Raw genomic sequence first — 14,197 nt, 5'->3', positions numbered from 1 at the left:
AAAGACGCACCAAGGACGGATGTCGTGATCCTCGTAACCCGCATCAACGGTGCCGTGTTCGCTCTGAACCCGGATCTGGTCGAGCGTGTCGAATGCACGCCCGACACGGTCGTGACCCTGGTGGACGGCACCAAGTACATCATCGCCGAGTCCGTGCCCGAATTCATCGACTCGGTTCGTCACTACCGCGCCTCGCTCATCGCCCAGGCCAGCCGCCTGGAGCCCGAGCCCGCGGCCAGATCCTCGTACGGCTCCGCAGACGACGAGTTCGATGCCAAGGTGCTGCCGCTGCACCGGAAGGAACGTTAGATATGGACCTCGCAACGATCATTGGGGTACTGGCAGGCCTGGTCATCGTCTTCACCGTCCAGATTCTGGAGGGTGGCTCGCCCGCCTCGATCCTGCTGATCCCGTCGATGCTGCTGGTGTTCGGCGGCGCCTTCGCGGCGGCGATGGCCGGTGGCGTCATGAAGGACACCAAGGGCTTCTTCGGCCAGCTCCAGAAGGCCCTCACCAACAAGGTGACCCCGCCGACCGAGCTGCTCGACAACGTCGTGAAGCTGGCCGAGCGGGCCCGCCGTGAGGGCCTGCTGGCCCTGGAGGACGCGGTCAAGACGGTCGAGCACCCCTTCCTCAAGCGGGGGCTGCAGCTGGCCATCGACGGCACCGACCCGGACGAGCTGCACGACATCCTGCACGCCGAGGTCACCGCCAAGAAGAAGGCCGACAAGGCCGGCATGAAGTTCTTCGAGGCCATGGGCGGGTACGCGCCGACCATCGGCATCGTCGGCACGGTCATGGGCCTGGTGCACGTGCTGGAGAACCTGGACCAGCCCGAGACACTCGGTCACTCGATCGCCGCGGCGTTCTGCGCCACGCTCTGGGGTGTTCTCACCGCCAACCTGATGTGGCTGCCGATGGCCGCTCGCCTGACCCGGCTGAGCGCGATCGAGGCCGAGGAGATGGAGCTGGTGATCGACGGGGTGCTGGCCATCCAGGCCGGCTCGAACCCGCGCCTGGTCGCCCAGAAGCTGCGCAGCCTGCTGCCCCCGGACGAGATGAAGAAGGCCGAGTCGGCCGCGTCTACCAAGAAGGCGGCCTGATCCGATGAGTTCCGGCGGGGGCAAGCGGAAAGCCAAGCACGAGGAACACGAGGAGCACGTCAACCACGAGCGCTGGCTCGTGTCGTACGCGGACATGCTGACCCTGCTGTTTGTTCTGTTCGTCGTGCTCTTCTCGATGAGCGACGTGAACCAGAAGAAGTTCGCCCAGCTGGCCCAGGGCCTGCAACAGGGCTTCGGTTCGCAGAGCGCGGCGTTCACCGGCAACTACGCGCCGCTGGACGGCGCCGCGAACACGGCCCAGATCGTGCAGATCGACCCCGGGGCCAACCCGGGTGACGGCAGCGGCGGCAGCGAGGGCCTGAACAAGGCCCAGCAGGACGCGATCGTCCGGGCGGTCCAGGCCGAGGACCGCAAGAAGGCGTCGGGCAACGCCGAGAAGGCGGCCGAGGAGGCCGAGAACCTCAAGGCCATCGAGCGGAAGATCGCCGACGCCCTGGCGGCACAGAAACTGCTCGGCAGCGCGAAGTTCACCATCGACCAGCGCGGTCTGGTGGTCACCGTGGTCACCAACGAGGTGGTCTTCGCCGGCAACCGGGCGGACCTCCGGCCCGGCGGCGAGAAGATCCTGAACGCGATCGCGCCGGTCCTGGCGAAGCTGCCGAACAACATCGAGGTCGACGGCCACACCAACCAGCTCAAGGCGACGACCACGTTCTACCCGAGCGGCTGGGAGCTGTCCTCGGCCCGCGCCTCGACCACGGTCCGGTTCTTCACCGAGCACGGCATCCCGAAGAAGCGGCTCAGCGCGGTCGGGTTCTCCGACACCAAACCGCTGATCGACCCGAAGGACCCGCGCTCGGTCACCATGAACCGCCGCGTCGACGTCGTCGTCCTGACGATGCTCACCGCCGACCAGGCCGCGTTGCTGCCCTCCGCGGCCGGCCCGGACGGCAAGCTGCACACCGGTCAGACCACGGCCGAGTACGAGGCCGCGAAGAAGGCCGCACAGACCACGCCCAGCACCACCACCCACGACTGAGAACCCGGGGGACATTCCATGGCTGACGAGAAGGACACCGCGGCTGCCGAGGCGCCGAAGAAGTCGAACAAGATGATGATGATCATCATCGCGGTGGTGCTGCTGGTTCTGGGCGGCGGCGGTGCCGGTGCGTTCTTCCTGCTCCGCGGGGACACCGCCGAGGCGGCCGCACCGAAGAAGGGCATCATCACCGCGGCGGAGAGCACCATCACGGTGAACCTGGCCGACGGGCACTACCTGAAGATGGGCTTCGCGCTCCAGCAGACCGAGGACTCCGGTGAGACGGCCGTCGACCTGAGCGAGGCCTACCAGCTGGCCATCGACGAGTACACCGGCCGCACGGTCGCCGAGCTGTCCACCGCCGAGGGCCGGGCCAAGCTCAAGGAGGAGCTGCTGGCCAAGCTGGTCAAGGCCTACACCGAGGACGACGTCAAGAAGGTCATGGACATCTACTACACCTCGTTCGTCACCCAGTAACACCGGCCGGCCGGGCGGGTCTCCCCAGGAGACTCGCCCATACGGCTCAGCGGATCGGTAAGTGAGCCGATGAGGACGACGTGACCACCGCTTCGCGTACCCCCGGCAGGATTTCACGTCGCGGTCAGGGCGGACCGACCGCGTACGACTTCCGGCGCCCCATCAAGCTCTCCCGCGAGCATGTCCGCACGCTGCAGATCGCCTTCGAGACGTACGCGCGGAGCTGCGGAACCCTGCTGACCACCCGGCTCCGGGCGGTCAGCAACGTCAGCCTGATCTCCATCGAGCAGCTCAACTACGACGAGTACGTCGCCTCGCTCGCGAACCCGACGATCATCGCGGTGGTCAGCCTCGACCCGCTGCCCGGTACCGCACTGCTGGAGATCGCCCAGTCCGCGGTGATGACCGCCATCGACCACATGCTCGGCGGACCGGGCGGCGCCCAGCCGGAACGGCCGCTGACCGATGTGGAGATGCCGCTGCTGCGCGGCCTGATCGAGCGGATGCTCGGCGAGTTGCGCTACGGCTTCGAGAGCATGGTCGACCTGTCGCCGAAGCTCAAGGAGATCGAGTACAACGCGCAGTTCCTGCGGGCCCACGCACCGGGCGACGCGGTGGTGGTGGCGTCCCTGGAGACCAAGATCGGCGCGGAGGAGTGCATCTCCACGATCTGCCTGCCGTTCAACATGATCCTGCCGGTGCTCTCCAAGACCGAGACGATCGTGCTGAGCGCCGCCGAACGCGAGGAGCGGGACACCTCGCTGCGGAACCTGACCGCCGGACTTTCCGCCGCTCCGATCGACGTGGCTGTGCGATTTCAGCCCATTCGGATGCGTACCGATGACATCGTGGACCTACGCCCCGGCGACGTCGTCCCGCTCGGACATCCGACCAGCCGGCCGCTCGACGTGACCGTGAACGAGATCGTTTTCGCTCATGCAGTCCCCGGTAACCAAGGCGCTCGGCTCGCGTGTCTCGTCGTGCCGTCGCCCCAGGAGAGCTCGCCCAAGGAGTCTGGCCGCCGATGACCGCGCCCACCATGACCGCGCCCCAGCTCGCGCTCGCCCGCAACGCCGCCGATGCCGCGCTGGCCGTCCTGCCCACCAGCCGTGCCCTGGTGGCCGCCGATCCGGTGGTACCGGACGCCGGGACGGTGATCGAGGGCCAGGCGATCACCGCGCGGTTCACCGGAGCCGCCTCCGGCGAGGTCGTCGTGGTGGTCGGCCAGGATCTCGCGGACGCGCTCCGGGAGAGCCCGCTCGGTGAACTGGACCTGACCGCGGCGGTCCGTCCCGCTCTGGAGGCGGCCGCCCGGGTCTTCGGGCCGGTGGTCCTCGACCCCGGCCAGCTGATGGAACCCGCGGTCGCCCTCAGCGCGCTGGCCGCCAAGGAGGGCGCCGTCGCGGTGCCGCTGCGCGACGAGTCGGAGATCCGCGCGGTCCTCGGCCTGGTCCTGAGCCAGTGGCCGGGCGACGACCCGGGCGCGGTGGACATCGCCGCCGCCCCGCGGATCGCGCCGACCCGGTCGGCCGGAGGCAGCCGCGGCGGCCTGGACATGCTGCACGACGTCGAGATGGAGGTCTCGGCCGAACTGGGCCGGACCCGGATGAGCGTGCGGGAGCTGCTCGGGCTCATCCCCGGCGCGATCGTCGAACTGGACCGGGCCGCCGGCAGCCCGGCGGACCTGCTGGTGAACGGCCGGTTGATCGCCCGCGGCGAGGTCGTCGTGGTGGACGAGAACTTCGGCATCCGGATCACCGAGATCGTCAACCCGGGCGTGGAGTAACGGTCTTGATCCCGCTGACCTTCCGGGTGCTGCTGGCACTCGTCTTCGTCCTGCTGCTGATGTGGGCGCTGGCCCGGCTGGTGCGCCGGCCCTACGCCTCCCGCGCGAGCGGGCCGCTGGCCGTCCTGGACCGGCAGCAGCTCAGCCGTGGCTCGGCGGTGGCGGTGATCCGGGTGGCCGACAAGGCGCTGGTCGTCGGGATCACCGAGGAACGGGTCAGCCTGCTCGGCGAGGCCGACCTGGTGGCGTTCGTGACCGCGGAGGACGAGACCGAGCAGCACCTCGAGATGGAGGTCGAGGAGGACGGGTTGCACGCCCACCTCAAGCTGCCGGACCGCCATCCCGGAAGCATCGCCGCCCGGCTGGACGGATCGGTGCTCTCCCCGCGGACCTGGGTGACGGCACTGGAGACGATCCGCGAGCGGACGTCGAGGCGATGACCATGAGGCGCGTGATTCCGCTGCTCATGCTGGCGGCCACCGTGGTACTCCTCCCGGCCGCCGCGGACGCGGCTCCCGCGCCGACCCCGGCGCCCGGCATCAACATCGAACTGAACGGTACGAACCCGGACGGCAGCCGCCCGGCCTCGTCACTGGTGATCGTGCTCGGCCTGACCCTGCTCTCGGTGGCGCCGGCCCTGCTGCTGCTCTGCACCTGTTTCACCAAGGTCTTCATGGTCCTCGGCATCACCCGCAACGCGCTCGGGCTGACCAGCATGCCGCCGAACCAGGTGCTCGCCGGCCTGGCCCTGTTTCTGAGCATGTTCATCATGGGCCCGACCGTGTCCGCCGTGAACGAACAGGGTGTCCAGCCCTATCTCAAGGGCGACAAGACCCAGTCCCAGGCGTTCAAGGACGGGATCCAGCCGTTACGGGAGTTCATGTACACGGTGACCCGCCCGGACGAGGTGGCCCTGCTGACCAAGGTGTCCGGGGCGAAGAAGCCGGCGAACATCCAGGCGGTGCCGCTGACCACGCTGATCCCCGCGTTTGTCCTCTCCGAGCTGCGGGCCGCGTTCATCATCGGGTTCGTCATCTTCATCCCGTTCCTGATCATCGACCTCGTGGTGTCGGCGTCCCTGATGTCGCTGGGCATGATGATGCTGCCCCCGGTGACCGTGGCGCTGCCGTTCAAACTGCTGCTGTTCGTGCTGGTCGACGGCTGGGCCCTGATCATCATGGCGCTGGTGGGGTCGTACTGAGGCGATGGACTTCACTCTCGCCACCGAACAGTTCCTGACCGTCATGTTGGGGGCGGTACGGACCGGCGCGTGGATGATGCTCTGCCCGCCGTTCAACTCCAAGCTCATCCCGGCCCAGGTCAAGGCGCTGCTGTCGGTGGGGCTGACGCTGCCGATGATGCCCTACATGAAGAGCGGGCCGATCTCGTTCGAGACCAAGGACCTGATCTTCAACGTACTGATGCAGGCGTTCGTCGGCGCGTCGCTGGGTTTCCTGACCCTGATGCTCTTCGCGTCCGTTCAGGCCGCCGGTGACCTGCTCGACCTCTTCGGCGGGTTCACCCTGGCCGCGACGTACGACCCGTTCTCGCAGAGCAGCGCCTCGATCTTCGGCCGGTTCTACAACCTGGTGGCGCTGACCCTGCTCTTCGCCAGCGACGGCCACCAGATGATCCTGCGGGGTTTCCTGCAGAGCTTCCGGACCCTGCCGCTGGACGCCAGCTTCGACCTGGAGACGCTGAGCAAGCTGCTGCTCCGCGGGGTCGGCGAGTTCTTCATGGCCGCGGTCCAGATCGCCGGGCCGCTGATCGCCGTGCTGTTCCTGGCCGACGTGGCGCTCGGCCTGCTGAACCGGGTGGCCCCGGCGCTGAACGCGTTCCAGCTCGGCTTCCCGATCAAGATCTTCCTGCTCGCCACGCTCGCCGGCATCGCCATCGGGCTGCTGCCGGGAGCTCTGGACACGATCGTCGAGAAGGCGGTCAACGTGGTGATCCAGCTCAGCGGCGGCTGAGCCCGGCGGTGCGGGGGGTGTGGTGTGTCGGGTGAGAAGACCGAGGAACCGACAGCTCAAAAGCTGAAGAAGGCCAAGCAGGAAGGCCAGATCGGCAAGACCCAGGACCTCGGCGCCTGGCTGGGGATGCTGGCCGCGAGCGTGATGCTGCCGCGCACCCTGCAGACGGCCATGGACCGCGCCATGGAGTTGATGGAGAAGATCCCGGACACCGTGCAGAACCCGGACCCGGGCAAGTGCCTGGCCATTTTCCGGGACGCGCTGATGAGCGCCGCCTGGGCGGTGCTGCCGCTGGCGGTGACCATGATGGCGGTCGGTGTCGCGGCGGCCGGCGCCCAGGGCGGCATCCGGGTCGCCACCAAGCTCTTCATCCCCAAGTTCAACCGGCTCAACCCGCTCCCCGGCATCAAGAAGATGTTCGGCACCCAGTCGCTCTGGGAGGGCGCCAAGGCGTTGATCAAGACCGGGGTGCTGGGCGCGGTGCTGTGGATGACGATGAAGGACATCGTCCCGGTGCTGCTCAGCGCCGGGCGGCTGCCGATGGCCACGCTGCTCGCCACGATCAGCGAGGCCGCGATCCGGCTCATCCGGGCGGCCGCGGCGGCGGGCATCGTGATGGCCGCGGCCGACTACTTCGTGGTGCGGCGGCGAACCAAGAAGCAGCTGCGGATGACCAAGGAGGAGGTCAAGCAGGAGTACAAGAACACCGAGGGCGACCCGCACATCAAGGCCCAGATCCGGGCCAAGCAGATGGCGATGGCCCGGAACCGGCAGATGGCCGACGTGCCCACCGCGGACGTGGTGGTGGTCAACCCGGTGCACGTGGCGGTGGCGCTGCGGTACGAGCCGGAGAAGGGCGCCCCGCAGGTGGTCGCCAAGGGCCAGGGCCCGCTGGCCCAGAAGATCCGGGACCTGGCCACCGAGAACCGGGTGCCGATGGTGCAGGACATCGCGCTGGCCCGGGCGCTGGACAAGGGCTGCGAGGTCGGCCAGGAGATCCCGCCGGAGTTCTTCGGCGCGGTGGCCAAGGTGCTGGCGTTCGTGATGAGCCTCAAGGCGCGTGGTGCGGCGGCCGGTTTGCACCGCAACCCGAATCCGACCCCAGCTACGTCATAACCACCGATTCCGGAGTTTTCCTCACATCGCACCGCAAGAGCAGGGAAGATCGGTGCGTGGCTCAGCGACGGTGACTCAACGCCGAACAGAACGAAGCCAGGAAGGCGTCGGCGGGGCTCGGATGGCCATCGGACTGCCCACGTTCGGAAGGTGCCCTGAAGATGCAGAAGGTGAGCAGGTTCGCCGTACCCGTCGGGGTCGTCGGCATCATCATCATGATGGTCGTTCCCCTCCCGACCTTCCTGCTCGACCTCTTCATCGCCGTGAACATCACGTGCGCCCTGCTCGTCCTGTTGATCTCCATGTTCGTCCAGAAACCGCTGGACTTCGCCATTTTCCCGGCTCTGCTCCTGGTGATGACCCTGTTCCGGCTGGCGCTCAACATCAGCGCCACCCGGCTGGTGCTGCGGGACGGCGACGCCGGCAAGGTGATCCACGCGTTCGGCAGCTTCGTCGTCGGTGGCAACCTGGTCATCGGTCTGGTGATCTTCTCGATCCTGGTGATCGTCCAGATGATCGTGGTCACCAAGGGTGCCGAGCGGGTCGCCGAGGTCGGCGCCCGGTTCACCCTCGACGCGATGCCCGGCAAGCAGATGGCGATCGACGCCGACCTGAACGCCGGCCTGATCGACGACGCCGAGGCCAAGAAACGCCGCGCCGAGGTGGCCTCCGAGGCCGACTTCTACGGCGCCATGGACGGTGGCTCCAAATTCGTCAAGGGCGACGCCATCGCGGCCATCATCATCACGGTGATCAACCTGGTCGGCGGGTTCGCGGTCGGCATCCTGCAGGCCGACATGGCCCCGGTCGACGCGATGAACCACTACAGCATGCTGAGCATCGGCGACGGCCTGGTCTCGCAGATCCCCGCGCTGCTGTTGTCGGTCGCCACCGGTCTGATCGTGACCCGCTCGGCCACCTCCGGCGACATGGGCACCACCGTCACCACCCAGCTCAGCCAGAACAAGCTCGCCCTGCGGATCGGCGGCGGCGCCGCGCTCGCCCTGTGCATCATCCCCGGCCTGCCGAAACTGCCGTTCCTGCTGGTCGGCGGGGCGGTCCTGGCGATCGCCCAGCGGGTGAAGGATCCGGAGGAGGCGCCGGCCGACGCCGCCGCGGGCCCGGGCGGCAAACCACCCGCCGACGCCCCCGACATGCCCGCCCCGGACTCGCCGGAACAACTGCTCGGTGAGATGCGGATCGACCCGCTCGAACTGGCGCTCGCCCCCGACCTGGTCGACCTGGTCGACCCGGGCAGCGGCGACCTGCTCGACCGGGTCCGGGCCCTGCGCCGCAAGATGGCCATGGAACTCGGTGTGATCATGCCCCCGGTCCGGACCCGCGACGACCTGGACCTGCCGCTCTCCTCGTACGCCATCCGGATCTCCGGGGTCGACGCGGGCACCGGCCAGGCCCCGCCGGGCACCGTCCTGGCCATCGGTGAAGGGCTCAACGCGCTGCCCGGCCGGGCCGGTGTCGAACCGGTCTTCGGACTGGCCGGCAAGTGGGTGCCCGCCGAACTGCACTACCAGGCCGAGATCTCCGGCGCGACGGTGGTGGACCGGGCCTCGGTGATCATCACGCACCTCGCCGAGATCGTCCGCACCAACGCCAGCCGCCTGCTCGGCCGCGAGGACGTCCGGGCGCTCACCGAGATGGTCAAACGCACCCATCCGGTGGTCGTCGAGGAGCTGACCCCGGCCCAGCTCAGCCTCGGCCAGGTCCAGAAGGTGCTGCAGGCGCTGCTCGACGAGGGTGTGCCGATCCGCGACCTGGTCCGCATCTTCGAGTCGCTCTCGCTGCGGTCCAAGGTCTCGCTCGATCACGACGGGCTGGTCGAGGCGGCGCGCGGCGCCCTCGGCCCGGCCATCGCCGCCCAGTACACGACAGCGGGCCGGCTCACCGTGATCACACTCGACCCGATGCTCGAGCAGAGTCTGCTCGAATCGCTGCGGCCCAGCGAGACCGGCGCCTTCATGGCGATCGACGGCATGCGCGCCGAAGCGATCGTCAGCGAGTCCAGCCGGCTCTCCGAAGCTGCCGAGCAGCAGGGACTCAACCCGATCCTGGCCTGCTCGCCACAGCTGCGGCTGCCACTGATGCGACTGCTGCGAGCCGGTTCCCGCCGGATCCAGGTGCTGTCGTACAGCGAAATCTCTGGTTCCACCGCACAGATCGAGACGATAGGGGTGGTGAACGGTGCCTACGCGGGTGCTGCTTGAGGGACCGGCCATCGAGCCGCTGCTGGCTCAGGTCCGCGATGAGTACGGCTCAAGCGTCCGGATCATCTCCGCCGACAAGGTACGAAGTGGTGGCATCGGGGGCTTCTTCGCGAAGCAGCACTTCGAGCTTTCCGTCGAGGTACCGGATTCAACCGAGGACAGTGAGGACATGGCCCAACAGACGGTCGCCGGTAACAACGGCACCCAGAACTTCGAGAGCCTGCTCGAACAGGCGGAGGCCCGGGACCGGGTGACCACCGAACGCGGGCCCACCACCGCCGAGCTGCGGTCCCGTCAAGAGGGCCGGCCCGCCGCCACCGGAGAGACCGGAGCCGCGTTCGCCGAGCTGATGGCCGGTCTCGACGTCGCCGGGCACCTCGGGGAGGGCCGTCCGCCGGCCAAGCACCGCCCGGCCGAGGACAAGACCGAGGACGCGCCTACGGTACGCCCGTTCCGCCCCGCCGCGGCCGCCGGTTCGCCGGTGAACTCCGGTCAGCGCCCACTACCCGCCGCGCTGCCCACCGTGCCCGCCTTCCCGGAACGCCCGGCGGCCCGGGAGCGGGAGACCCCGGAGCTCCGCGAGACCCGGGAGGCCCGCGAGACGGCGGCACCCGTCCGGCCGGCGGCCGCGTCCCGGGCGGTCACCCCGGTGCGCCCCGCCGAACCCGCCGCCACCCCCGCCCGGTCCCGGCCGGTCGCCGAGGTCTACGACGCGATCCCGGTCTCCCCGGCGCCCGCACCCGCCACCGCTGTCGCCCGCACCGGCGCCGGCGAACTGGACGCGGTGCAGCGCAACCTGGTGACGGTCGGGATGCCCGAGGCGATGGCCCGCAAGATCACCGGCGGGGACACGTACGCCGGGGTGCTCAGCGTCCTCGCCGCCCGCCCCGCCGCACCCGGCATCCCGGACGGCCCCGGCGAGATCCTGGTGGTCGCCGGCGAGGTGCACACCGCGGTCTCGATCGGCAAACACATCCTGGAACAGCTGCACGTGGACCAGACCCACCTGCTGCTGGCCGGGCCGTCCACAGCCGGCACCGGGCTGCACTCGTCCCGGCTGATCTCCAGCCGCGGCTCGGCCGAATCCCGGGCGGAGAAACTGCAGAGCTCCGACCACCCCTGGGTGGTGGTGATCGACGCGCCGGTCGGCGGCACCGACCCGTTCTGGGTCAACGACATGTGCGACGCGCTCGGCGCCACCGCGCTCTGGGCCGTCGTCGACGCCACCCGCAAGACCGCCGACACCGCCCGCCACCTGCGCAACCTCGGCGACGTCGAGGCGCTCGTGGTGCACAGCGTGGAACTCACCGCCGACCCGGCCTCGGTCCTGGGCCTGGACGTGCCGATCTTCTCGCTGGACGGCAAACCGGCCACCCCGCACGCCTGGGCGGCGATGCTCTGCGCCCGGATCGCGGCCGAGGTCATGCCACTGGCGGTAATGCCCCGCCGGGTGACCCGCTCCGGCCGCCGCTGACCGGGGTGGCCAGGTCATGATCAAGCCGTCGGTTCTGCTGTTCGCGCTGCTGATCAGCGCGCCGGCCTGGTACCGCCTGATCCTGGACGAGATAGACCTCGTCCAGGTGCTGATCCGGTTCCTGATCGCCGTACCGATCGCCGCGGTGCTGCTGGCCGGTCTCCGTTTCGTTCTCGCCGGCTACCGGAAGTCCGACGAGGAGCCCGGTTCCCCGATCACACCGGAACGCTACGACTCACCGGAGCCCGGCAAGGCCCCCTGACCCGACCCGATCCGCCTGCCACCACCAGGCAGGCCGCCCTGAACCGGCCCGATCCGCCTGCCACCACCAGGCAGGCCGCCCATGACTCGAACCGATTCGCCTGCCGGAGCCCGGCCCGCATTCTGTGGGCCGGGCTTTCTGCTTCTTTCCGCGGGCTGCTTCTTTCCACGGGCCCGGCCCTGTCCGCATGTCTCCCATGGGCCGAGCCCTCTGCGTTCTCCGCGGGGAGGTCCCTCGCGTGTTTCCCGGAGACCAGCCCCCGCGTGGTGCCCGTGGTGCGGCAGCACCGCGGGCACCACGCGATCGGGTCTAGGCCTCCACGTCGACGCGGCCGGTGGACGGGTCGACGCGGCGGGTGGTGACCGGCGCCGGTTCGGGGCCGACGTCCGGGCCCTCGGTGCCTCGGCCGCTGCCACCCCGGCGGCCCAGTGCGTCGGCGAACTGCTGCCGGGACTGGTCCTGCTGGGCGCCGCCCTGCCGCAGGTCGAGCGTGCAGTTGCCGAAACCGGACTCCTCCAGCTCGCGGCGCAGCTCGTCCAGGGAGGCCCGCAGCGCGTCGGTGCCGGCCTCGGTACCGCCGGTGAGCTGCACCGTGATGTCGCCGTTGCGGATCTCCGCCACCACCTGGACCGGGCCCAGGTCGACCGGGTGCAGGTTCACGGTCAGCCGGTGCACACCCTCGGCGTCCAGCCGGAACGGGACGATCCGGGCGGCGAGCTGATGCGCGGTCGGCCCCGGCATGGGCGTGGACGGAGGCGGCGGCGCCTGGACGTCGGCGGCCGGCGCGGTGGGCGCGGCGGCCTGCGGACCGGTCACCCCGGGCAGACCAGCGGCCTGCGCGGCGCCCGGAACACCGGGTTCGCCGGGCCCCGCAGCCTGGGGAAGACCTGTGGAAAACCCGGTGGCGCTGTCGCCCGTACCGGCACCGGCCGGGTTGTCACCACCCTGCCCAGCGCCGGTTCCGGCCTGCTCGCCCGGCCCTTCCGAACCGGTCGAACCCGGCTCCGGCCCACCGGCCTGAGCCACATCGGCGGGCGGGGTGGCCTCCGCGGTGGGTTCACCGGCCGCCGACGCTGCCGTCTCGGTGGTCTCCGCACCGGTACGCAGACTCTCGGGCCGGATCGTGGCGGCCGACTCCGCGCCGCCGGCCGACGCCGGTGCGGTGTCCGACGACGATGTGGTGACCATCGCCTGCAGGTCACCGACGGTGGGAGCCGCCTGGCCGGTGGCCTGCGGCCCGGTGGCGCCCCCGGCAGCGGCGACGTTCGGGCCGGTCATGGCCGCTCCGCCCGCCGCACTGCCGGTCGCGCTGCCGGCAGCGCCACCCGTGCCACCTGCCGCGCCGCCCGCGCTGCCGGCCGCACCCGCCGCGCCGCCGGCCGTGGTGCCGGACGCATTGCCGGTCGATGTGCCAGTTGCGGTGCCGGTCCCCAGGGCCTGGTCCGCAGCAGCCTGTGCCGCGTCAGCCGTGGCTTGCGACGCCGCGTCAGCCGTGGCTTGCGACGCCGCGGCAGCCGTGGCGGCCGCCGCACCTGTTGCACCTGTTGCACCCGTCGCGGCGGTGGTCGCGGTCACCGCCGCCGTCCCAGCCTCGGCCGGGGGAGCGGTGGCCTCGGCGGTCTCCCCAGCCGACGTGAGCGCCGGGGCGACCAGCGGGGCGGTTATCATCGTCGCGGTGACAGCGGCGTCGTCCCGCTTCTGCTCGGTCCCGGTCTCGACGTCGTCAGCAACCGGAGCGGCCTCACCGGCAGCCGCCTTGCTCCCGGAGCCGACGGCCTGCTCAGAACCGGTCCGTGCGGCCCGATCGGACGAGACCGCCCGCCTGGTCTCGCTCCCGCTGTCGGCCCGTCGCTCGGAGGAGGCCCGATCAGCAACCCGATCCGTGGCCCGCTCGGAAGAGACCCGCCCAGCCACCCGATCAGCCGCAGCCCGGCCGGCAACCCGATCGGCGGCCCGCCCCGCCGCCCGATCCGCAGCGCGGTCTGCCGCTCGTTCGGACGCGGCCCGATCAGCAGCACGGTCCGCGACCCGGTCAGCGGCACGTTCGGAGGCGGCCCGGTCCGCAACCCGGTCGGCGGCGCGCTGGGACGCGGCCCGGTCGGCGGCCCGGTCGGCACTGCGGTGGGAAGCCGCCCGGTCGGCGGCACGTTCGGTGGAAATTCGATCAGCGGCCCGGTCCGCGGCCTGATCGGCGGCCCGGTCCGAAGCCGCACGATCGGCGACCCGTTCGGTCCCGGCCCGCGAAACGGCGGTCCGGGAGATGGCCGCCCGCGCGAGAGCAGCCCGATCAGCCCCACCCCGGTCGGTCCCGGCCAGCCCGGCGCCACCCCGTTCATCCGCATCCCGGCCGGCCCCGGCCAGCCCTGCCCCACCCCGCTCGTTTCCGGTACGGCCGGTGGAAAAATCAGAGCGCGAGACGTCGGCCCGCGAGATGTCGGCGCGTGGGAGGGCTGCCCGGGCCACCGCGGCCCGGGAGAGAGCCGCCCGGGATAGCGCCGCCCGAGAATCAGCGGCCTGCTCAGCGGCGGTCTTCGCCGAGGAGGCCCGGGCGTCCGCGTCGGCCCGGGCCGAGTCGGCACGAGCCGCGTCAGCCCGGGCGGCCGAGGCCCGGGAAGCGGCCCCCGAAGCGGCCCCCGAGGAGGAATCCATCTCGGACGTGAGTGCCGCCCCGAACTCCGCCGCCCCGTCCTCGCGCCGCCCACCGGGTTTGCGGGACGGTTCGACGCCGTGCCGACGGTCGGGACCTGTCACTGAACTCGACATGGGGTCTCCCCTGCATCTGGAGTG

The 14,197-nt window shown here is 70.5% G+C and carries 14 protein-coding genes; 13 read left to right on the top strand and 1 reads right to left on the bottom strand.

The features are described from left to right. The first annotated feature begins 24 nt into the window (after window positions 1–24). From Aco03nite_RS19090 to Aco03nite_RS19030, 13 genes are all read left to right on the top strand, one after another. Complete coding sequence (locus tag Aco03nite_RS19090) at window positions 25–309, top strand: flagellar FlbD family protein (protein ID WP_203796721.1); 285 nt, start codon at window positions 25–27, stop codon at window positions 307–309. Between the two features lie 2 nt (window positions 310–311). Next, window positions 312–1,103 carry a flagellar motor protein gene (locus Aco03nite_RS19085; protein ID WP_203796720.1) on the top strand — a complete coding sequence of 264 codons (792 nt, stop codon included), beginning with the start codon at window positions 312–314 and terminating at the stop codon, window positions 1,101–1,103. 4 nt (window positions 1,104–1,107) lie between these two features. Then, a complete protein-coding gene (locus Aco03nite_RS19080; protein ID WP_203796719.1) occupies window positions 1,108–2,103 on the top strand; it encodes a flagellar motor protein MotB in 996 nt (331 codons plus the stop codon). A gap of 18 nt (window positions 2,104–2,121) precedes the next feature. Continuing rightward, window positions 2,122–2,580 (top strand): flagellar basal body-associated FliL family protein, encoded by a 459-nt coding sequence (locus tag Aco03nite_RS19075; protein WP_203796718.1) that lies wholly within the window; start codon window positions 2,122–2,124, stop codon window positions 2,578–2,580. Between the two features lie 80 nt (window positions 2,581–2,660). Then, complete coding sequence (locus Aco03nite_RS19070; RefSeq protein WP_203796717.1) at window positions 2,661–3,608, top strand: flagellar motor switch protein FliM; 948 nt, start codon at window positions 2,661–2,663, stop codon at window positions 3,606–3,608. Continuing rightward, window positions 3,605–4,366, top strand: a complete 762-nt coding sequence (fliN, locus tag Aco03nite_RS19065) for a flagellar motor switch protein FliN (protein WP_203796716.1) — start codon at window positions 3,605–3,607, stop codon at window positions 4,364–4,366. The genes Aco03nite_RS19070 and fliN overlap by 4 nt, the downstream gene beginning before the upstream one ends. Before the next feature lie 5 nt (window positions 4,367–4,371). Next, window positions 4,372–4,806: a flagellar biosynthetic protein FliO gene (locus tag Aco03nite_RS19060; RefSeq protein ID WP_239145270.1), complete on the top strand. Its 435-nt coding sequence runs from the start codon at window positions 4,372–4,374 to the stop codon at window positions 4,804–4,806. A gap of 2 nt (window positions 4,807–4,808) precedes the next feature. After that, entirely contained in the window at window positions 4,809–5,567 is a 759-nt protein-coding gene (fliP, locus tag Aco03nite_RS19055) for a flagellar type III secretion system pore protein FliP (protein WP_203796715.1), read from the top strand. A gap of 4 nt (window positions 5,568–5,571) precedes the next feature. Further along, window positions 5,572–6,336: a flagellar biosynthetic protein FliR gene (locus Aco03nite_RS19050; RefSeq protein ID WP_203796714.1), complete on the top strand. Its 765-nt coding sequence runs from the start codon at window positions 5,572–5,574 to the stop codon at window positions 6,334–6,336. 24 nt (window positions 6,337–6,360) lie between these two features. Continuing rightward, complete coding sequence (locus Aco03nite_RS19045; protein ID WP_203796713.1) at window positions 6,361–7,452, top strand: EscU/YscU/HrcU family type III secretion system export apparatus switch protein; 1,092 nt, start codon at window positions 6,361–6,363, stop codon at window positions 7,450–7,452. A gap of 161 nt (window positions 7,453–7,613) precedes the next feature. Next, window positions 7,614–9,674, top strand: coding sequence for a flagellar biosynthesis protein FlhA (locus tag Aco03nite_RS19040; protein WP_239145269.1), 2,061 nt, complete (start codon window positions 7,614–7,616; stop codon window positions 9,672–9,674). Further along, complete coding sequence (locus tag Aco03nite_RS19035) at window positions 9,664–11,148, top strand: hypothetical protein (RefSeq protein ID WP_203796712.1); 1,485 nt, start codon at window positions 9,664–9,666, stop codon at window positions 11,146–11,148. Before Aco03nite_RS19040 ends, Aco03nite_RS19035 begins: the two co-directional genes overlap by 11 nt. A 16-nt stretch (window positions 11,149–11,164) precedes the next feature. After that, on the top strand, window positions 11,165–11,410 hold the full coding sequence (locus tag Aco03nite_RS19030) for a hypothetical protein (protein ID WP_203796711.1): 246 nt from the start codon (window positions 11,165–11,167) through the stop codon (window positions 11,408–11,410). A gap of 309 nt (window positions 11,411–11,719) precedes the next feature. On the opposite strand, the gene Aco03nite_RS54105 is transcribed toward Aco03nite_RS19030, so the two are convergent. After that, complete coding sequence (locus Aco03nite_RS54105; protein ID WP_203796710.1) at window positions 11,720–14,173, bottom strand: flagellar hook-length control protein FliK; 2,454 nt, start codon at window positions 14,171–14,173, stop codon at window positions 11,720–11,722. Between the last annotated feature and the right edge of the window lie 24 nt (window positions 14,174–14,197).

It is taken from the genome of Actinoplanes couchii (genome assembly GCF_016862075.1).
GTDB classification, from domain to species: Bacteria; Actinomycetota; Actinomycetes; order Mycobacteriales; family Micromonosporaceae; genus Actinoplanes; species Actinoplanes couchii.
Note: the sequence above shows the minus strand (reverse complement) of the source record. Positions and strands in the feature narration are given on the sequence as shown.